This is a genomic window from Clostridium sp. YIM B02569 (genome assembly GCF_022320765.1).
GTDB lineage: Bacteria > Bacillota > Clostridia > Clostridiales > Clostridiaceae > Clostridium > Clostridium beijerinckii.
Window position 1 is genome coordinate 159,860 of record NZ_JAKJJX010000002.1, and the last position, 20,954, is coordinate 180,813.

Genomic DNA, 20,954 nt, shown 5'->3' on the forward strand with positions numbered 1-20,954 from the left:
AACTTGTAAAAGAATAAGTATATTTATTGTAATAAACATAATTTTTATAGTGTAAAAAATAATTCTAAAACTACTACTTATTTTATAAGAAATATTGATAAGGGGAGAAAATAAATGGGATTGATTAGAAAACAATATGAAAAGACAATGGACAAGCAAACAAATAATAAAGATAAAAATAGCTCTGTGAAAATAAAGAGCATAAAAAGCGAACTCCTAATCACAATGTTATCAATATCCGTTGTACTGACTCTTGGAATTATTTTATGTGTAAGCACCATTTTATCGAAATATTATGATAATGAAATAAATAGTAAGAATGAAATGTTATCTAAGCTTATATCAAAAAATGTTTCTTCTTTTATGGATACGGCGTATAAAGTGACAGAAGATCTGGCATATAATTCAGAAGTAAGAGAAGGAAGTAAAGATACAAAGGAAAAAGTACTTAAAGAAACTAAAGACAGAAATCCATATTTTGAATTATTATATATGCAGGATGAAAAAGGAATGCAGACAGGAAGATCATCAGGGGATCTTGCTGACAGATCAGACAGATGGTGGTTTGCGCAAGCAAAAAGTTCTTTATCATCATTCGTATCAAAGTCATATTATTCAGTTTCTTCTAAGAATCCAGTAACTTCAATATTTGTTCCTTTGGTTGAAGATAATAAGTTTGTTGGAGTAATGGGGTCTGATATTAATTTAGAAAAATTGCAGGAAGTAGTAAGTGAATATTCAGATGAAGCATCAGGAAGATATTCTTTCATAATAGATGGGGAGGGTGTTGTTGTTGCACATCCTAATACCGAAGTGATTGAAGAATTATATAATTATAAAAACCAAACTAGAACAACTGGAGTCAAAGAGGGAAATCCTAAGGAAGAACCGATAGAAGTGTCGGATGGGTTAAAAGAAATTATAGCTCAGTTGATGGCTGGGAATGATGGTAGCCTTAAGTATAAAGAAAATGGTCAAAATTACTATGCATCTTATACGAACATAAAATTAGATGGGAATTCATTTAATTGGTCAGTCATAACAGTTCAAAAGGAATCCAGTGCAAAAGCTATTATAAATAAAATAACAAAAATTTCATTAATTGCAGGCTTAATAATATTACTTGCAGCAGCTGCAGTAATCATGTATGTATCGAAAAGAATTTCAATGCCTATAATAGAAATATCAAACTTATTATCTATAGCATCAACTGGTGATTTTACAGTAAAATCTTCTACTAGAGCGAAAAATGAAATTAAATTATTAGGTGAAAGCTTCAATGAGATGATGAGTAAGGTTTCTGCTTTATTAATCAAAACAAAAGATTTGACTCATGATATGAAAGAGAGTTCTGCAATTTTGGCTGAAAAGTCTCAGGAAACAACTAATGTGGCAAGGGATATAAATATTACATCACAAGAAATAGCGCAAGGAGCATCTAATCAAGCTAGTGGAGCAGAAGAGAGTGCAAGACTTGGAGAAGACATGAGGGGAGAATTTAATCAGTTAGAGGAAAAGACTAATCTAATGATTAATGAATCAATCAATTCATCTAAAGCAATTGCAAATGGAATTAACAAGGTTCAAGATTTAAAAGAAAAGGCACAAACAACAATTTCCATTGTAGAAAAAACTCAAGGAAATATAGAAAGCTTAAGTGATAAATCTAAGAATATAGAAAATATACTTGGAGTTTTAAAGGGGATTGCAGAGCAGACTCAGTTACTTGCACTAAATGCATCTATAGAAGCGGCAAGAGCAGGGGAAGCTGGCAAAGGTTTTGCAGTAGTTGCAACAGAGATTCAAAAATTATCACAAAATTCAGCAGTATCAACTAAAAATATAGCAGAGATAATTTTAAATATAAAGCAAGATATATTAAGCAGTGTAAGTGATATGAAAAAAGTAAAAGAAGTATCTATGGATCAATTCGTTTCAGTAAATGAAGTGAATGAAGCCTTTAATAATATTACACAGGCGACTGACACAATAACAACTGCAATAGATTATATGGGAAGCTTTGTTGAAGAAATGAATGACAAAAATGAACAAGTAGTTAATTCAATAAATAATATTGCGGCAATATCAGAAGAAACAGCAGCATGTTCACAGGAAGTAACGGCATCAATTCAAACTCAAACGGAAGCTATTTTAGAAGTATCACAGGAAGTGGAAAAACTGAAAGAAAAAGCTGAGCGTTTAGAAATGGAAGTTGATAAGTTTAAAATTTAATAAATTCTCAATGTAAATAGATATCATGTTACTATTCTGGTAGTAATATTGATATTTATTTGCTATATCACATAAATTATTAATAATTACTTGATAAATAGTAAAAACTTTTTGTAGAAACTGTAAAAAATCTGTTGAAAATACTAAAGATTGAATATAGAATAATATCTGAAAAATGAAATGAAACCCAAATAACCATTTTGCAAGGAGTATACAAATGAGTTTATATTATAAGTTGAAGCATAATATAGTTGATGTGTTTTTCATATTTTTAGGCTGCATGATTGCATCGTTAGGGGTAAATCTATTTTTAGTACATGCAAAACTTTTAAGTGGTGGTGCCACTGGTATTGCACTGATTTTAGAGTACACTCTTAAAGTTCCATCTGGAGTAGTAATCTTAATAATTAATTTACCACTACTTGTATTGAGTTATAAAAAACTCGATAGATCATTTACGATTTATACAACAATAGGGATGCTTAGTCTTTCAGCTTCTCTGCTTATAACAAAACCACTTTCACGCCTAATTGATATGAATGGTGATTTACTTATCTTTTGTATATATGGTGGGGTTTTATGTGGTATTGGCTATGGAATGGTATTTTTAAGACATGGTTCCACAGGAGGAACAGATATTATAACCATGCTTATTAGAAAAAAATATTCGAATTTTAATATAGGAAGTTTGGGATTTTCTCTAAACTTGATAATAGTTATTATAGGAGCATTAATATTTGGTATTCCACAAGCATTGTATACTCTTATTTCTTTGTTCATTCAAAGTACAGTTCTTGACAGAGTATTAAAAGGATTTAGCAGTAAAAAACTTCTTCTTATTCTAACAAGAAAAGAAAAGGAAATTATTGATTATGTAATAAAAGATCTTAACCGTGGAGTTACATCTTTGTTTGCTGAAGGTGAGTATACTCATGATAAAAAGAAAATGCTTTACTGTATTGTAAGCTCACACCAAATGGTTGAACTAAAGAGCATTGTGCATCAGATAGATCCAGGAGCTTTTATAACAATTATTGATATATCTGAAGTTAGAGGTAAGGGCTTTTTGACAATTTAAAATAATATGAAAGTCCACCATAAAAATTTAATTTATGGTGGACTTTTTGGAAATAAGCACTAAATTAAAATGATAAACTTTAGTGCCTGAGTATTATGGGGTACGAATATTATTCTTACCAACAGCGGGAAATTTATTCAAAAACATAATAAATTTTTTATAATACTTATTACTGGATTTTTTATAAGTATTTATAAAATTAATCATCTCCATCTATTTCATAATTATCAGGAGAAAGCATATCTTGTGTGTAATCAAATTCTTGATTAGCTATATTATTTACAACAATAGGGTCAACTGCTGGATTAGGCATATTTATAGGGAAATCTACACCAGTTGCACTTTCGACATCATCTCTGCTTGGATGATAATTAGTTCTCATTTTTGGCAAGTAGGAATTAGTAAAGTCTTTTTTACTACCATCTCTCACATCAGAAGTATGAGATACTTTCTTTTCTTCACTCATATAAAATCACTCCTAATTTTATTAAATTATTTTTATTAAGCTCTTCATATTAAATCACTATATTTAGATTCATCAGAGTCGCCGTCAGCATTTAGATCAATAAGCTCTGTATCTAGATTAGTTCTAGATATATTTGCATTATTTAAGCTTTTGGCATTTCTTTCACTCGAGTCAGTAGTTTTTCCTACATTTTCAGAATCAGAAGCCTTTGAGTTTGGTGAATTTTCTTCACTGTACTTTTCCGTTGGATAATCATCGCCAGGGTTTATACTAAATGGAATTTTTGATTGACTCATAAAAATCACTCCTATCTTTTGCTTAATATTATTTATAATATAAATATAGATTTAGAACAGATTTTGACTTGTTATAGATAAAGTTATATTCATGCTATTTATATTAGTGATTTTGGTTCGACTGGCTCAGGATGCTCCAATCCATTAGCATCTTCAATGCTTTTTTCACTTGGAGCATGGTCGGCTTTCGAATCTGGAAGATACATACTTTTTATTTTTTTTAGTTCAGAATCATTTGGGTCTGATGGATGTGAATCAGTTAATTCTTCTCCAGAATAATATTTTTCATTTTCATTAGATGATATTTTTTCTTTACTCATTAATAATCACTCCTAACTTCTCAAAATATTATGGTTTTTGTATTCAAAAGCATCTTCGTGATTCATAGCAACAGGTCCTGTTACTGGATGCGGTTTAGAAGATGTTGAACTCGTTATATTTTTATTAGGGCCGTCAGTTGAAAGGGGATTTAAACTTCTAGTTGGTGCAATGTTATCTCGTCCTTCTTGCCTATTAGAAGATTCAGGCCTTGTACCAGATAACTTCTCAACATCATAATCTCCTAGAGTAGGACTATATGGTGTTCTTTCTTTGCTCATTGTAATCACTCCTCACATATTAAATTTTGAAATTTATTTATAGTACATAATGTCTGAAATTTTGCGATAACTAAAGTAAATAAAACTTAGTTATATTTTATTATCTGAAAAAAGAGTCGTATTAATGCTAGAAATATTTAGATTTTATATAGAAAACATGGTAAAATTATGTTAAGTGATTTTTTTTTGTTATTTTTAAAAAATTCACTTTATAATGGATGAGGAGGAATTTTATGAATAAAAATATAAAAAGAATAATTGCGATCACAGTTGCTGTCAATACAATTTCAACAATTTCACCTACGACATTAAATACATATTTTGTAGGAGCAAAACCTGTTTATGCGTCTTCATATTCTCCAGACGATGAACAATTAAAAACTCTAAAGATAAAGTCTTTAGATGGAGAAACTCTTGATTTACGTGATGGGTATAATGGAGATACAGTAAAATTAAGCGATGAAACAGAATACTATACAAAGCTTACTGATGATAGTGATGGAATTAAGATAACGGCTGACGCTGAAGGTGATGATTATGTAGTTAAGATTTTTACATCTGATGCAGAAAATGCTACAGCTTATGATCCAGGAGATGAGATCTTACTTGGAAAAGGTGATACAACTTTATATATAAGAACGTATGAGTCTAAATCAGCATTTAATAAAGTAAAGAACAATGTATCAGACTGCGAAGAAGAATATACATTAAATGTAAGAAAAACTACAGAAAGTTCTTATGAGGACGATTCTCAAGATCCAATATATCTCGATAATATTGACTTAAGCAAAGGAGATATAGATTTCATAAAGGGAAAAACAAGCTATGACATAAAAGTTGATGAAAATGTTGATAGCATGTGGATCAAAGCAATTCCAGAAAATAATAGCGACAGAGTCAGAGTAGATGGATCATTAGTGGATTCTGATGATAACTATAAGGAAACTGTATCTTTAGATAAAGGTAAAAATGAGATTAAAATAAAAGTTACAGATAGTAAGGATAATCAAAGAACATATACATTAAATGTTACTAGAGGAGACGATTCTGATAACGAAGATGATATATATTTAGATCATATAACTTTAAGTGAAGGCGATATTGACTTTTCTAAAGATGATAATTCATACAACGTTGATTTAGATGAGTCTGTAAGTAAAATAACTATAGGTGCAGAGCCAGAAGATAGCGATTATTCAGTTACAATTGATGGAGATGAAGTAAGATCAAGTGATGATTATGAAAAGAAAGTATCATTAGATAAAGGGAAAAATGTCATAAAGGTAAATGTTGAGGATGAGTTGAATGATAAAAAGAGAACTTATACTTTAACTGTAAATAGGGGTAAGGAAGCAGATGACAGCAAAGACAATAATACTGAGGATACATCGGATAAAAAATCTCAATGGGTTCAAACAACTGATGGTTGGAAGTATTATGATGAAAATGGAAAAGTATTAAAAAATTCATGGCTTTATGATAAAGATCAGAAAGTATACTGCTATTTGGATAAGGATGGTTTAAGAGTTACAGGCTGGCATAAAGATAATGAAAAATGGTACTTGTTAGATAGTAAAGGTGCAATGCTTACAGGTTGGCAAAAAGATAATGAAAAGTGGTATTTATTGGGGTCGGATGGAGCAATGGTTACAGGCTGGCATAAAGAAACAGTAGATGATCAAAATAAGAACACTGATGCATCAACTAATTCAGGAGATAATGATACTAAAAAAGTTGACAATTGGTATTATTTAAATCAAGATGGCTCAATGAGGACAGGCTGGTTATCAGATGGTGGAAAGTGGTACTTCTTTAATGCAGATGGAACAATGCAAAAAGGATGGTTAATTGACTATAATTCAAAATACTATTTAACTGAAGATGGTAGCATGGCAACTGGAACAAGAACTATTAATGGAAAAGAGTATAAATTCAATAATAGTGGAGCTTTAATACTTTAGGAAAATATTATGAACATTAATTTAATTGTACATTTAATTTAGTTTTTAGATTAAGTTACTAATAATGAAACAAGAACTCGCTTTGTTTGCATAAGTGAGTTCTTGTTTTATGAATTAAATGATTATCTAACCAAAAGATAAAATTAAGTTTTCAATTACTAACATATACATTGCAAAAATAATTCTTCATCATAAGTCTGAAAATGTTGCAAGAATTTTAGTAGAAATTTTGAAATGTGCATTGTGAATTGTAACATATATAAGTTAATTATTTATAAAAAATTAATATTTATATAATAGAATTTTTAGAACTATGTAGTATACTTGGAATAGTATAGGATTATAGTTCTATATTTATAATTAAATTAAGTTATGTTATTATAACTATATAATGTTTATTTATATAATAAGTAAGTTATGTAAAAGTAAATAGATTAATTTTATAAATAGAAATAGGGAGGAAGTTTATGCATAAAAAAATTAAATATATAATTGCAGCAACTCTTGTTGTTGCAGCTGTTTCAGGATTTGCACCAAGTAACAATTTTCTATTAGGAAGCGTTGAAGCTTATGCATCAACATATAATGATGCGAGTAATGGAGAATTAAAATCGTTAGATTTGACTTGGGGTAGCGGAAGCAAAATTAAATTGCTTGATAGTTATTCTGGAGATGAAGTAGATTTGTCAAGCGATACTGACTATTATGTGCAGCTTAAAGGTGTGAGTGACTTTAATATAGCTGCAGAAGTAAAAGGAAGTGGATATGTAGTTAAGATGTTCACTTCATCAAGCAGATCTGAAAAAGGTGAAGATGTTGGACAAGATGTTAATATCGGTTCTGGCTATAAAGATATTTATTTAAGAACATATAAGAGTGAGGAAGCATATAAGGAAGCTTATAATGACGGAGATGTAAGTAATTGTGAAAAGACTTATATTATTCATGCAAGAAAAGAAAGTAGTACATCAGAAGCAGAAGAAGATAGAGAATATGCTTATTTAGATGGAATTTACTTAAGTGATGGAAGTGTTGATTTCTCAAAAAATAAAACTTCTTATGATGTGAATGTTGATGAAGATGTTGACAAATTAACTGTTAGAGCTAACCCTGACGATGATGATGATTATATAGAAATTAACGGAAATTCAGTATATGAAGATGACAATTTCGAAAAGACAGTTAATTTAGATAAAGGAAATAATACTATAACAATATATGTTGAGCATGAGGATGAAGATACAACTTATACTTTGAATGTATATAGAGGTAAATCAGCAAATAAAACTGATTCTTCAAATGGCCAAAACTTTGCAATTCAAACTCAAGAAGGCAGCCTTAATGCATGGCAAAGAGTAGATGGAAAATGGAGATATGTAGATGGCACAGGTTCAGTTTTAAAAAATAAGTGGTGGTTTGATAAGGATACCGGAAAGAATTATTATTTAGGACAAGATGGATTTAGGACTACAGGATGGTTTAGTGATAATAACAACTGGTATTATTTCAACGAGAATGGTGAAATGCAGACTGGATGGGTAAATATCAATAAAAATTGGTATTATCTAAATAAAAGTGGAGCTATGCAAATGGGATGGTTAGAAGATTCAACTGGAAACTGGTACTATCTTGATGGCAGTGGAGCTATGGAGACAGGATGGATTGAAGATTCAACTGGGAAATGGTATTACTTGGATTCTACAGGTAAAATGATAAAAGATTCTGCAATGGGTGCTTATAAATTAGGCACTGATGGAGCATTAGAATAATAATACTTCTGTAAATAAATTGTAAACTTGGATGTATCAAGTGCACGATAGTGAAATAAGTGGTAAAATAATTATAATATGTAATTAAGGCACAATTAATAAAATTATAGACTTCTATTATTTTCTTTCATGTGTCTAAAGTGGAGGGAGAACATTATGAATAAAAATTTAAAAAAAATAGTTGCAATTGCATTAGCAATAGGAGCTATTTCAGCAGTAGCGCCTGCAACAAATATAAATTTCTTAACTACAAAAGCTTATGCATCATCTGATGACGATTCAAATGACGAAACTGAACTTGAAAGCTTACAATTGCTTACTGAAAGCGGAAGCAAAATAAAGCTTTACGAAAGCAGCAGCTATGATAGTGATGATAAAGTCGATGCAGATGATGTAGAACCTGATGGAAAATATTATGCTAAGACGTCAGCAGATACTATAAGTATAGATATAGATGGACCAAGTTCGAAATATGTCAGAGTTTTTAAGGGAACTTCTGATTCAACTAAAGGTAAAAAAATAAGCAGTGATATAAGTTTAGATGGAGATTCAACTACTACTCTTACTGTAAGAGTGTATGATGAAGAACCAGATGATGATGTAAGATATGAAGATGACGATTATTCAAGTGAATATACAATAAAGGTTAAATGTACAGCTGATTCTTCGGATTCAGATGATGAGGATTCAAGTGACAGTTCAGATGATTACGATGATATATACCTAGATAGACTTAGTGTAGATGGCCAAAGTATAAGTTTATCTAAATCAAAAGTTGAATATACCTATAATGTAAGTAGTGATACAGATGAAGTAACAATTAAAGCAACTCCAGAAGATGAAGATTATGACGTTACAATAGATGGCGATAGTGTAGATGATGATGATAAGTACAAATCGGATGTAGATTTGGATAAGGGTGAAAATAAAATTAAAATTGAACTTGAAGATGGTGATGATGAAAGAGTATATACATTAATCATAAACAGAGGCGGCACATCATCGACTACAGGAAGTACAACAAATACAGCTTCTGGTTCACCAAGCAGTGCAACTGATGTTTCAGCAACTGTTAAAAATAAATGGGTACAAGTTGGAGGAAACTGGCAGTATAAAGATGCAGCAGGAAATACAGTGAAAAATACATGGGTACAAAATTATTTTGTACAAGCCGATGGAAATATGGCTACTGGTTGGTTAAATTATAGTGGAAAGTGGTACTATCTAGGTTCTGATGGAGCAAGAAAAACAGGATGGCAACAAGCAGGTGGAAAATGGTACTACCTAGACTCAGAAGGTGCAATGCAAACTGGATGGGTTAGAGATTTAGGTAGTGGAAAGTATTACTATTTAAATAGCGATGGATCTATGGCTTATAATACAATGATTGGTAAATATAAGTTAGGATCAGATGGAGCTTGGATTAACTAAGAATATAAATATTATAATAACTAAAAAAGCAAAAGAACGTTTATTTAATAGACGTTTCTTTTGCTTTAAATAAATATATTCAAAAGCTTCAAATATATTTACAATATTTTATATTAGTGGTAATATTACTAAAAAACTCAAAAAGCCTACTTTAATTGTTAATCCTGATATATAATTAATTAAGGATGTATTTACTAATTAAATATATAAGTAGAAACGGGGGAAATAAAATGAAGAAAAATATGATTAAAATAGTTTCAATAGCATTAGCTCTTGGAATCGTTTCAGCAGCAGCGCCTGCTACAAATATAAATGTATTGACTACAAAAGCTTATGCAGCAACTGATAACGATGATGATTATTTGGATCGCTTAGAATTAAATGATGAAGACGGGAATAACATAAAACTATATAGTGATAGTGATTATGACAGCAAAGTAAATGCTAGCGATGTAGAAGAGGGAGAAACTTATTACGCAAAAACTTCATCAGATACTGTAAGTATTGATATTGATGGGCCTGATGAAAAATATGTTAGAGTATTTAATGGGACATCATCTTCTTCAAAAGGAAAAGAGATGGGGGAGGACGTTGATTTATCAGATGATTCTTCAACTACGACTCTTACAATAAAGGTATATGGCAAAGAACCAGATGATGATATGAGATACAAAGATAATGATGATTATAATGTCTTAAGTACATATAGGATTAAAGTAGAGAACGCAAATTATAATCAAAATAAGGATAATGATAATATTTATTTAGAAAGACTCAGCGTAAATAATAATAAGGTTGAGTTGTCAAAATCTGAATTAACTTATACTTATAATGTTGCCAGTGATGTAAAGAGAGTAACAATTAAAGCAACACCAGAAGATGATGATTATGATGTTACTATAGATAATAAAAATGTTCAAAGTGCCGATAATTATAAAAAGGAAGTAGATTTAGATGAAGGTACAAATGAGTTTGAAATAGAACTTGAAGATGGTGACAAAGATAGAGTATATACTTTGGTAATAAATAGGGGGAATCCTTCATCAAATGGTACAAGTTCATCAGATGGGACAGAACCAGAACATCAAGATAGTATTTACCTAGATAAACTAAGCATTGATGGCAGACTTTTCTCATTATCACAATCACAAGTAAATTATAGTTCTAATGTCCCTAGTGATGTAAACAAAGTAACAATTAAGGCTGAACCAGAAAAAGATTTTTATACAGTTAAGGTTAACGGTGATGAAGTATTTGAAGATGATGATTACAAATCAACAGTTAATCTAAAAGATGGTGAAAATAAGATCAAGGTAGATGTTAAAAATGAAAATAGTAGTGAAGAAAGAGTTTATACTTTGACTGTAATTAGAGGAAGTGTGACTTCAACACAAAATAATACTGGATCATCTGCAGCTAATCAATGGGTACAAGTAAATGGAATATGGAAGTATAATGATGCATCAGGAACTTTTGTTAAGAATACTTGGGTAGGAAATTATTACTTACTTGATAGCGGAAATATGGCTACTGGATGGTTAAATTATAGTGGAAGCTGGTACTATTTAGGAAGTGATGGAGCTAGAAAAACAGGCTGGCAGTTAGTAGATGGAGCTTGGTATTATATGGATTCACAAGGTAAGATACAAACAGGCTGGATTAAAGATTCAAACGGAAAGTATTATTATTTAAATAGCAATGGTGCCATGGCATATAATACAACAGTAGGCGGATATAAATTAGGGTATGATGGTGCGTGGATACAAAAATAAGAATTATTAACTTAGAATGGTAATGCATAATAAAAGTGGAGGGATAAACTATGAGTAAAAACATAAAGAGAGTGATTGTAATTGTACTAGCAATAGGAACAATTTCAGCAGCGACACCAGTTTCAAAAATAAATTTATTAACTACAAGGGCTTATGCTTCGACTACTAATGATGAAAGTACATTGGATAGTTTATCATTAGATGATAGTGATGGTAATAATGTAAAACTGTATGATGATAATGATTATAAGAATAGAGTTAAGGAAGAAGATGTTCATGAAGATGAAACATATTATGCCAAAACTTCATCAAAAACTGTAAGTGTGGATATAAGCGGGCCAGATGATAACTTTGTCAGAGTATTTAGAGATAGTTCAGATTCTACTAAAGGTAAAGAAGTAGGAGATGATATTCAGTTAACAGATAAATCAGTTGTTACTGATCTTATTATAAAGGTATATGGGAAAGATCTAGATGGTGAAAGTGTAAGAAATAATGAGCATGATGATAATGAGTATGATCTGCTAAATACATATGAAGTAAAAGTGAGACATGTAGACGAAGCTGATTCAGATAAAACAGATTTTGATGATATTTATTTGGAGAGACTTAGTATAGCTGGAAGTACTATAAATTTATCAAATTCAATAACTAAGTATACTTATAATGTAGATAGTGATGTAAACCAAGTAGCAATAAAAGCAACACCAGAAAATGATAACTACGATGTTACTATAGATGGTGAAGATGCTGATTATGATGATAATTATAAGAGAACTGTTAATTTGGAAAAAGGTCAAAATATCATAAAAGTAGAAATTGAACATAATAATAAAGATAGAGTATATACTTTAATTATAAATAGAGGAAATGTTTCTTCAAGTAATACAAACAATAGTTCAACTAATACTAATACAAATACAGGAAGTAAAGATGTTAAAGCTAATCAATGGGTACAAACAAATGGAATATGGCAGTATAATGATGCAGAAGGAAAAGTAGTAAAGAATAGTTGGATACAAAATTATTATTTAAATGCTGATGGAAATATGGTTACAGGGTGGTTGAATCTTAATGGAACCTGGTATTACTTTGGAACAGATGGAGCTAAGAAAGTTGGATGGCAACAATCAAGTGGAAAATGGTATTATCTAGATTCAGAAGGAAGAATGCAGACTGGATGGGTAAAAGATAGGAACGGAAAATATTATTATTTAAATAGTGATGGGTCTATGGCTTATAACACTAAAATTGGTGTATACAGATTAGGCGCTGATGGGGCTTGGATTAAATAAATTTAATTTTAATCGGGTTAAAAATAAAGAACGCTTATGAAATAGGCGTTCTTTATATTATTTTATATAAGGCAGAATAAAAAAATAACCATGGTATCTTGAACTTGTTATTTATTTCATATGCCTAAAAGGAGAGAGAATATATGAACAAAAATTTGAAAAAAATAATAGCCATAATATTAGCTGTAAATACTGTTAGTACAATTGCACCAGCAGCTAATTTGGGTCTACTAACTACTAAAGCTTATGCAGCCGATAAAATAACTAATTTAACAGTAGAAGATTCAAACGGAGATAATATGTCTCTTTATAGTGAGAGTGATTGTACAGATAAGCATAGGGTAGACAGTGATGATGTACAACCTGGAAAGACTTACTATACTAGAAAGACTTCGGCAGATGAAATAAATATAGATGCAGATGGGGTGGATTCAGATAATATAAGAGTATTTGAAGAAACATCATCAGATACTGAAGGAAAAGATATTGGAGAGGATGTTGATTTATCATCAGGGACAAATGTTATTACTGTAAGAGTATATAACGGAGACCCGGGAACAGTAAAATATAGTGATAATTCTTATGTAAATGAATATAAGATTAGAGTAAAATACTCCGAATCAAATGATGATGACGATGAGGATTCAGACAATGTATACTTAAGCAGTATTACGTTAATGGGAGGAAATATAGACTTCTCAAAAAAAGTGTATACTTATGATGTGCAAGTTCCAGAAGATTTAAGTAAAATTACAATACGTGCAAGGCCTGATTGCGATAGCGGTAAATATGATGATTATAAGGTAAAAATAAATGGAGTAAAAGTTGATAAAGATGATAAATTTAAGGATGATGTATCATTAAATAAAGGGAAAAATGTAATAGATATAAAAGTTGAAGATGATGATGATAATGAAAGAGTATATACTTTAAATATTACTAGAGGTAAAGATAATTCAAATAATAATTCCAAAAGCAGTGAACAAGCAGAAGTTACTAAAACAAGTCAATGGGTTCAAGTTGATGGGAAATGGCAATACAAAGATTCAACAGGTAACTCAGTAAAGAATACTTGGGTGCAAAACTATTTTGTACAAGCCGATGGGAATATGGCGACAGGTTGGTTAAATAATAATGGAAAGTGGTACTATCTAGGAGATGATGGAGCTAGAAAAATAGGGTGGCAATTAGTAAATGGAAATTGGTACTACTTAGATTCACAAGGAACAATGCAGGTTGGATGGATTAAAGACATAAATAATGGAAAATATTATTATCTAAATAATGATGGGTCTATGGCATATAACACAACAATTGGTGAATATAAATTAGGATCAGATGGAGCTTGGTACAATAGATAATAGGAAGAAAAATTTTATTTAATAGATATAGGCAAACAGAATGTAATTTAGAATTATGCGATAATCCACAGAAAGAAGAAACATTGTTATTTCGCAGGACTATGAAAATTTCGCTGAAAGTACTAAATTGCAGGTTGCATTACTAATGCTTGTTCCCAATTTCATTGTGACAAGCATTAGTAGAACAACCTACAATTAAGAACTTTTGACAGCTCATTTTCAATGCCTGCTGCATAAAAATGTTTCTTCTTTCTAGTTGGGATATATTTTATAGTATAAATCCAACATATAATTAGTTTATCTATATAATACAGAAATGATATATAACTAATAATGAAAAAATTAAATTTATAAGAAAAAAGGTACCAAAATGAATTTAAGTAGTTGTATTGTATAATGAAAGTTTATTTGGATAGTTATAGAAGGTATTCATTTAAAATGAATTATATCCAAGTAGCTCAAAATTATAAAAATAGAACTATATAAAACTTAATAATACAATTTTAATTGTATATATTAGTTAACTTAGAATTTAATAAATTTATTTTCTAATATTAACTAAAAAATATATTTATATATTTTTAAAAAAAAGTACCCAAAGTGAATTTTGGCATTGTATTATTTAGTGATATTACAGTAAATACTAGGAAGAACAGTAAATTATGAAAGTTAATAGCATTTTATGTACAAGCATTATGTAATGTGGTATCATGTTATAGTTAATGTAAATGTGTAATAAATTACATGTAGTTTTATTAATTACTAAGAAATTTATACAAAAATATACATTAGTAGTTATTATATAACTTTACATAGTTGTACAATAATGCTATAATTTATCTGAATTTTAAAATTTAGGAGGAAAAGAAATTATGTTTAAAAGAGCAAACAAAATTACATCTTTATTAGTAGCTGCTGCTTCAGTTATGGCTTTAGTGCCTGCTTATGCTGCAGACGTAAAGAAAGTTGATTCAGAAGACGGTACTGTATACAATGCAGTAGCATACAAAGACGGTAAATTCTTTGTTGATGGAGAAATCAACGATGATGAAGAAGCTTACTATGTAGCTGACGGAAAATTCAACAAATTAGATGATGTTGATTCAGGAGATGAAGCAAATCTATTTGGAGAAAAATACTTAGATGTATCAGACGGAGACTACACTGTTGATTTAGATAAAGGTAGTGTAACTGATGATGACGTAGTTGGAGATACTGCAGATGATGCTGCAGCAGCTTTAAGAAAGAAAATCAAAGATGACACAGACGATAGATATAATGAAGATAAAGCAGATGACATAAAGAAGGAAGAAGAGTTAACTTTAATTCCAGGAGCAAAATACGGAAAAGTTTGGTATTCAACAACTTATGATCAAACAGCTGGTAAACATGCTAATGATACTGCACTTTCATTCAACGTTTTCACTGACACAGATGGTAACTATATAGATGCAGATTACAACTTAGGAAAATTAAAAGTTACAACAACTGCTACTGGTGCAAGCGCAGATAAGACAGTAACTATCGAAAATACAAATGATACTTACGATACTCAATCAGCTGATGGTATTGTTGGTAAAGATGGATTAAGTGCTAGTGTTAAACAAAAGGCAGTGCTAACACAAGATGCTGATTATATCTACAGACTTGTAAAAGTAACAGTTAAAACAACTAATGGTGCTGGAATAACAGAAATCAATGATATTAAAATAGATGGAATTCAAGATTCAGTATTTACTCGTGGAACTGATGGAACAGACAAGACTGTATCATTCACAGCTATCCAAAAGATATCAAAAGCACAAAATTCTGATGATGTAGATGGAGCTAAATATGCTAAAACAGTAACTACTTATGCTTTATCTAATGATTCAGGAAGCAAATTAGATGAAGAAAGTTTATTCATAGACAACAATGGAGCTGCTGTTACTACAACTAAATATACTGTAGCTAATGGAAAGCTTATAGCTTACAATACTGCTATTAATGATAATAAAAAAGTAACTGTTGATGCATATACATTAAAGACAAAAGGTGGATACTACTACGCTGATGAAGAAGATAAGAGCTCAGAAGATTGCGAATTAAGTGCTCAAGATAAAGCAACAGCAGCTGTTCAAACAGACGTTGATGGAAACCTTTGGAGATTAGACGGTGGATACATCTACAAATTCGATAACACTGATGACTGGGATAAAGTTTACAAAGTAGACGGATCTTTCGATGAATTCTCAGTTTATGACAAAGATAACATGGTTGCTTGGAGCGAAGATGATGATGTATATTCATTAATCGGAGGAAAGAGCGATGATAACAACGGTGGAACAACAACTCCTGTAACTACAGCAGGATGGACTCAAACTTCAGCAGGATGGACTTACACTAAAGCTGATGGAACTAAAGCTACTGGATGGTTACAAGACGGTGGTGCTTGGTACTACTTAAAAGCTGATGGTACAATGGCTACAGGTTGGGTTCAAGATGGAGCAACTTGGTACTACTTAAACGGATCAGGTGCTATGCAAACTGGTTGGTTAAATGATAACGGAACTTGGTACTACTTAAATGGATCAGGTGCTATGTTATCTAACACAACAACTCCTGATGGATATTATGTAGGAGCTAATGGAGCTTGGGTTAAATAGTTTTAATCTAAACTTATTAGATAAATAAAAAAGGACAAGGCTTAGCCTTGTCCTTTTTTTATCAATAATATTATTATATAATGAATTTACATTTGAAACTCTAATGGGCTAAGTGCTAAATTAAGATTAGAAAGTAGAAAATTAATTGTGATATATTAGAGAGAATAAAAGGATTTTATGATAATAAAAACATGGTAAGATATGATAACAAATAGGGGTAATTCCTGTTTGGAGAATAGGTAATTTAATTCACTTATATTGTGTGCATGTATCATCATTTAGAAATATTGAAATAGATTCCTAAGAGTTTTAGGATTAGGATATATATTTTGTCTATATTCATATTAATATCAGGCTTGCTTGCAACGTTCTAAATCCAGAGCCGCTATTATAGGGTAATTTATTTAAGAAATCCCGCTATATTATAGTTAACTTGAATAAATTAATAGGCTTTAGTAGTGAATCATATGATGACCATTTTTAGCCTTACTTTCAAGTTATAAAACCATTCTTAGATTTCCTATCAATAATATTTATTATTTCGTAATAATAAAATTTTACTGCAATCATTTGTGTTAGTTTATTTTATATAAGTTTTCTTATTAAGTTTTTTATCCTTTCTTTATTGTTAGTATTTTTGTATTTTTATGTAATTCTATTGGCAAGCGAGTATTTTAATATCTAATAGGCTATGGTGAGTATGATTGCATAAGATTATAATACAAACGCCGTAGTATGATGGAACCTATCATCTTTAAGTTAATAACTAATGCTGTAAATTAGAGAATGGGTGAAGTTGTGTGTTATTTTCATTAAATTCAATTGATAAATTTCTTATGCCTTAGGAGCTAAGGGTTTTAATTTATGAAAAAAGACTGTATTAATGATTTTGTAAATAGTGATCGAGTATTGGTAATATACATTTTAATATATTCTCTTTAAAGTATTATTTGCTGGGAGAATTACATCTACTATATATAATTTGCATTCAATAATTTATCTCTAAAGCGAATAATGATAGAAATATGTTTCTTTTATTTAAGTACTATTCTCAAATAAGATGAAAAAATAACCAAGAAGTAATATGTATTCCCTCTTGGTTATTTAATATTAATCTATTAAGATACAATTATTATTTATTACTTTTCTTACGAAGATTTTCCCTATTCATAAAGTTAATTGCAATACCAACTCCGAAAATTATCCAGAATATTGGGGCTACACCCACAACTGAATCGTTAAATATCCCAGCAAATAAGTATCCAATAATACCTAGACATGTAATAGCGCCTAAAGCTTGATTTCTATCTTCAAAGTTGTTTTTAAGAGCATAAAGCTTTATGCTATCAATAATGTAAATAAGAAGCATTGCTATAAATCCAACTAATGCAATTACACCATAATTTATTGCTATTTGCAAATAAAGATTATGAGCCTTATCTACAACTATATTTGGAGTATCATAAGCATAATATTTACCTATTAAATCACCTTGTGGAAAGTCAAACACAAAAGTGTCAGGACCAGTTCCAAGTATCATAGTATTTTTTATGAGAGGAAGAGATCTAGACCAAATGTAACCTCTAGAAGATCCTAATTTTTCTTTACCTTTAAATCCAAAGGTTTCGGGAGTTTGTAAATCAATATAATTCTTTGTGCTCATATCTATTAAGTGAAATATTTTGTTGTCATTTAACTTGAATAGGAAAGTTGGTTGATTGTTTATATTTAAGAGAAGTGAGTCACTGATAACTGACTTCTTATCAAGCTTTCCAAAAGCAAATGTGATATTTTTAAAAGTTTCAATATTTGTTGATAATACTTTGCCATTTAAAGCATATGGAACAACTTCACCATTTGAATCTTTAAATACAGGATTACCACTTTCATAAGTTATTTTTAAAGTATCATTAGGTAGCACAACTTCTGTCGTTGAGTCTATATACTTAATGTCTTTTACAGGAGTATAATTTGTATAATCTAAATCACTAGTATCTTTAAAAATACTGAAAGCATCCGATGCTAAGCTAGGAATTCTTTTGAAAAGACTTCCTTTAGATGCGAAGTTTGCGCCAACAAACAATATAATTAAGGTAATAACACCAATCAAGATACCTTTCCAACGTTTAATAAGAGGTTTATAGAATATTATAATACCAAATATTAAAGCACCTAATACACCAATAATCCCTGAACGTGCAGTACTTCCAAATAAGAGCCAAAATGAAAGAAGAGTACCAATAAAAGATAGAATTTTGTACATAACTTCATCTTCGAAAATTGTATAGCAGAATAAAATAGGTAGAGCAATTGATACGAAACTTCCCATGTAATTATAACTAGCCAAAGTACCATAAATAGTTCCTTTTTCATTAAGTAAATCTATACCTGAATTGGAACTAGCACCTGCAATAGAAGCACCTAAAGAAGTTTTAATTAGATCTTGTCCAATATATTGGAAAAGGCCTAAAAAGGCATTAATAAATACTAAAATTAAAAGTGGAGTAATAATATACTTATAATTATTAGTAGTTTTAAAAGTATAGAGTGAGTATAAAAAAAGTACTATGTAACACGCAATTATTATAAATCCTTCAGCCCTATCAAACATTCCCCAAAAGGATACTTGTTTATATTTTGAAAATATTGCAGATAAAAACGTGAAAAGTGTAAATACACCACATGCGATTAAAATATAATTAACCAACTTATCTTTTCTACTAAATATTTTCTTGAAGAAAATAACACAAGTGATAATTAATATAACGGAAAATATTATTAAAAGAAGAGCTTTTCTTTGTGAAAATAAATCTGTTTTAACTGTTGTGCCCCATATCCTAATTAGATTTTCATCAAGTTTAACGGCTGCCATTCTTACAATTAAAGGTATAGTGCTTAATATAAATGCAATAGGCAAAAAAAAGTTAAAAGATTTTTCATTAGAATTGTTTCTGGAATTTGTCATTTTCTACACATCCTAATATTTTTATTTTTGTAATATACAAATGTTAATATGTAATATTATAGCATTGAGAATAAGCTATTGCAATGTATGCATATATCTATAAATTCGCGTAATAATTGAATGGCAGAGTAAAAACGATTTTTTAGAATTTATAATAATGCTGATTTTATTTAAAAGCATTCTTTATGATTTGAACTAAGTATTTTAACCAAATTCCTATAAATACAAGAAATGTCACAGCAAAATTGTACTTTTTATAATAATGTTTTTTATAAAAAATCCACATTGCCTGATGAAAGTCATATATGACTTTAGATCTTTTCTTTTTAGAACTGCCGCCTTTATAATGTATGATTTGTGCTTTTGGGTAATAGAGTATCTTATATCCCAATTCTTTAATTTTATAACATAAATCTATATCTTCACCATACATAAAAAAATCTTCATCAAGGCCACCTACTTTGTCAAAAATAGATTTTGGCATAAGCATAAATGCTCCAGTAAGGCAATCAACTTCTCCAATATTATCTTCACTTAGATGAAGTGCATTATATTGTCCATACTTTGATGGATTTTTTTTATGTAATTTCAAAAAATAATATAAAGAGGCTTTAGGAGTGGGGAAACCACGTTTGCAAGCATGATCTAGCTCACCATTAGCCAAAACTACTTTACAACCTAATGCACCAATGTTTTTATCTTTTTCCATTTTTGCTAAACATTTTTCTAAACAATTTTCCTTAAGCATAGTGTCAGAATTTAATAATAATATATATTTTCCTCTAGCAAATTTAATTCCTATATTATTTGCCTTTGCAAAGCCTAAATTATCTTTATTTATAATTATGCGAAGTTTTTGGGTTATTACAATGTTTCTATATTCATCTTGTAATTTATTAATGCTACCATCGCTAGAAGCATTATCTACAAGTATTATTTCATAATTAAAGTCATGATGATCTTTAATTATAGAATCTATTGTTTGTTTAGTAAGATTATAAGTATTGTAATTTACAATGATAATAGATAATTTCATGTTTTTTCTCCCTTGATAGGCTTTTATTAAGTGCATAAAAATTATTGA

Annotated in this window: 15 protein-coding genes; 9 read left to right on the plus strand and 6 right to left on the minus strand. The window is 29.8% G+C overall.

The window, feature by feature from the left end; genetic code table 11:
• Positions 1–114 precede the first annotated feature (114 nt).
• Positions 115–2,232, plus strand: coding sequence for a methyl-accepting chemotaxis protein (locus L3B96_RS02385; protein WP_103698805.1), 2,118 nt, complete (start codon positions 115–117; stop codon positions 2,230–2,232).
• A gap of 217 nt (positions 2,233–2,449) precedes the next feature.
• Positions 2,450–3,310, plus strand: a complete 861-nt coding sequence (locus L3B96_RS02390) for a YitT family protein (RefSeq protein WP_012060924.1) — start codon at positions 2,450–2,452, stop codon at positions 3,308–3,310.
• Between the two features lie 199 nt (positions 3,311–3,509).
• On the opposite strand, the gene L3B96_RS02395 is transcribed toward L3B96_RS02390, so the two are convergent.
• The 4 genes from L3B96_RS02395 to L3B96_RS02410 form a co-directional block, all read right to left on the minus strand.
• A complete protein-coding gene (locus L3B96_RS02395; protein ID WP_238858702.1) occupies positions 3,510–3,776 on the minus strand; it encodes a hypothetical protein in 267 nt (88 codons plus the stop codon).
• Between the two features lie 44 nt (positions 3,777–3,820).
• Complete coding sequence (locus tag L3B96_RS02400) at positions 3,821–4,072, minus strand: hypothetical protein (protein ID WP_236895877.1); 252 nt, start codon at positions 4,070–4,072, stop codon at positions 3,821–3,823.
• Positions 4,073–4,170: 98 nt separating this feature from the next.
• On the minus strand, positions 4,171–4,392 hold the full coding sequence (locus L3B96_RS02405) for a hypothetical protein (RefSeq protein WP_077838297.1): 222 nt from the start codon (positions 4,390–4,392) through the stop codon (positions 4,171–4,173).
• Positions 4,393–4,404: 12 nt separating this feature from the next.
• Positions 4,405–4,671 (minus strand): hypothetical protein, encoded by a 267-nt coding sequence (locus L3B96_RS02410; protein ID WP_238858703.1) that lies wholly within the window; start codon positions 4,669–4,671, stop codon positions 4,405–4,407.
• Positions 4,672–4,904: 233 nt separating this feature from the next.
• Here L3B96_RS02410 and L3B96_RS02415 point away from each other — a divergent pair, with 233 nt between their 5' ends.
• From L3B96_RS02415 to L3B96_RS02445, 7 genes are all read left to right on the plus strand, one after another.
• Complete coding sequence (locus L3B96_RS02415; protein WP_236895883.1) at positions 4,905–6,632, plus strand: cadherin-like beta sandwich domain-containing protein; 1,728 nt, start codon at positions 4,905–4,907, stop codon at positions 6,630–6,632.
• A gap of 467 nt (positions 6,633–7,099) precedes the next feature.
• Positions 7,100–8,401, plus strand: a complete 1,302-nt coding sequence (locus tag L3B96_RS02420) for a cadherin-like beta sandwich domain-containing protein (RefSeq protein WP_238858704.1) — start codon at positions 7,100–7,102, stop codon at positions 8,399–8,401.
• Between the two features lie 156 nt (positions 8,402–8,557).
• Complete coding sequence (locus tag L3B96_RS02425; RefSeq protein WP_238858705.1) at positions 8,558–9,832, plus strand: cadherin-like beta sandwich domain-containing protein; 1,275 nt, start codon at positions 8,558–8,560, stop codon at positions 9,830–9,832.
• Between the two features lie 230 nt (positions 9,833–10,062).
• A complete protein-coding gene (locus tag L3B96_RS02430) occupies positions 10,063–11,604 on the plus strand; it encodes a cadherin-like beta sandwich domain-containing protein (RefSeq protein WP_238858706.1) in 1,542 nt (513 codons plus the stop codon).
• Between the two features lie 50 nt (positions 11,605–11,654).
• Entirely contained in the window at positions 11,655–12,899 is a 1,245-nt protein-coding gene (locus L3B96_RS02435) for a cadherin-like beta sandwich domain-containing protein (RefSeq protein ID WP_238858707.1), read from the plus strand.
• Between the two features lie 143 nt (positions 12,900–13,042).
• Positions 13,043–14,260, plus strand: a complete 1,218-nt coding sequence (locus L3B96_RS02440) for a cadherin-like beta sandwich domain-containing protein (RefSeq protein WP_238858708.1) — start codon at positions 13,043–13,045, stop codon at positions 14,258–14,260.
• 872 nt (positions 14,261–15,132) lie between these two features.
• Positions 15,133–16,905, plus strand: coding sequence for an N-acetylmuramoyl-L-alanine amidase family protein (locus L3B96_RS02445; RefSeq protein ID WP_238858709.1), 1,773 nt, complete (start codon positions 15,133–15,135; stop codon positions 16,903–16,905).
• 1,132 nt (positions 16,906–18,037) lie between these two features.
• Here L3B96_RS02445 and L3B96_RS02450 read toward each other — a convergent pair.
• Together L3B96_RS02450 and L3B96_RS02455 are read right to left on the minus strand one after the other, a co-directional pair.
• Complete coding sequence (locus L3B96_RS02450; protein ID WP_238858710.1) at positions 18,038–19,870, minus strand: O-antigen ligase family protein; 1,833 nt, start codon at positions 19,868–19,870, stop codon at positions 18,038–18,040.
• 166 nt (positions 19,871–20,036) lie between these two features.
• Positions 20,037–20,906 (minus strand): glycosyltransferase family 2 protein, encoded by an 870-nt coding sequence (locus L3B96_RS02455; RefSeq protein ID WP_238858711.1) that lies wholly within the window; start codon positions 20,904–20,906, stop codon positions 20,037–20,039.
• Positions 20,907–20,954 lie beyond the last annotated feature (48 nt).

Excerpts from the sequence above, each read along its gene's own strand:
- L3B96_RS02400 (WP_236895877.1), bottom strand. The coding sequence starts at position 4,072 with ATGAGTCAATCAAAAATTCCATTTAGTATAAACCCTGGCGATGATTAT.
- L3B96_RS02455 (WP_238858711.1), bottom strand. The coding sequence starts at position 20,906 with ATGAAATTATCTATTATCATTGTAAATTACAATACTTATAATCTTACT.
- L3B96_RS02415 (WP_236895883.1), top strand. The coding sequence starts at position 4,905 with ATGAATAAAAATATAAAAAGAATAATTGCGATCACAGTTGCTGTCAAT.
- L3B96_RS02405 (WP_077838297.1), bottom strand. The coding sequence starts at position 4,392 with ATGAGTAAAGAAAAAATATCATCTAATGAAAATGAAAAATATTATTCT.
- L3B96_RS02420 (WP_238858704.1), top strand. The coding sequence starts at position 7,100 with ATGCATAAAAAAATTAAATATATAATTGCAGCAACTCTTGTTGTTGCA.
- L3B96_RS02410 (WP_238858703.1), bottom strand. The coding sequence starts at position 4,671 with ATGAGCAAAGAAAGAACACCATATAGTCCTACTCTAGGAGATTATGAT.
- L3B96_RS02430 (WP_238858706.1), top strand. The coding sequence starts at position 10,063 with ATGAAGAAAAATATGATTAAAATAGTTTCAATAGCATTAGCTCTTGGA.
- L3B96_RS02435 (WP_238858707.1), top strand. The coding sequence starts at position 11,655 with ATGAGTAAAAACATAAAGAGAGTGATTGTAATTGTACTAGCAATAGGA.
- L3B96_RS02425 (WP_238858705.1), top strand. The coding sequence starts at position 8,558 with ATGAATAAAAATTTAAAAAAAATAGTTGCAATTGCATTAGCAATAGGA.
- L3B96_RS02390 (WP_012060924.1), top strand. The coding sequence starts at position 2,450 with ATGAGTTTATATTATAAGTTGAAGCATAATATAGTTGATGTGTTTTTC.
- L3B96_RS02445 (WP_238858709.1), top strand. The coding sequence starts at position 15,133 with ATGTTTAAAAGAGCAAACAAAATTACATCTTTATTAGTAGCTGCTGCT.
- L3B96_RS02450 (WP_238858710.1), bottom strand. The coding sequence starts at position 19,870 with ATGACAAATTCCAGAAACAATTCTAATGAAAAATCTTTTAACTTTTTT.
- L3B96_RS02440 (WP_238858708.1), top strand. The coding sequence starts at position 13,043 with ATGAACAAAAATTTGAAAAAAATAATAGCCATAATATTAGCTGTAAAT.
- L3B96_RS02395 (WP_238858702.1), bottom strand. The coding sequence starts at position 3,776 with ATGAGTGAAGAAAAGAAAGTATCTCATACTTCTGATGTGAGAGATGGT.
- L3B96_RS02385 (WP_103698805.1), top strand. The coding sequence starts at position 115 with ATGGGATTGATTAGAAAACAATATGAAAAGACAATGGACAAGCAAACA.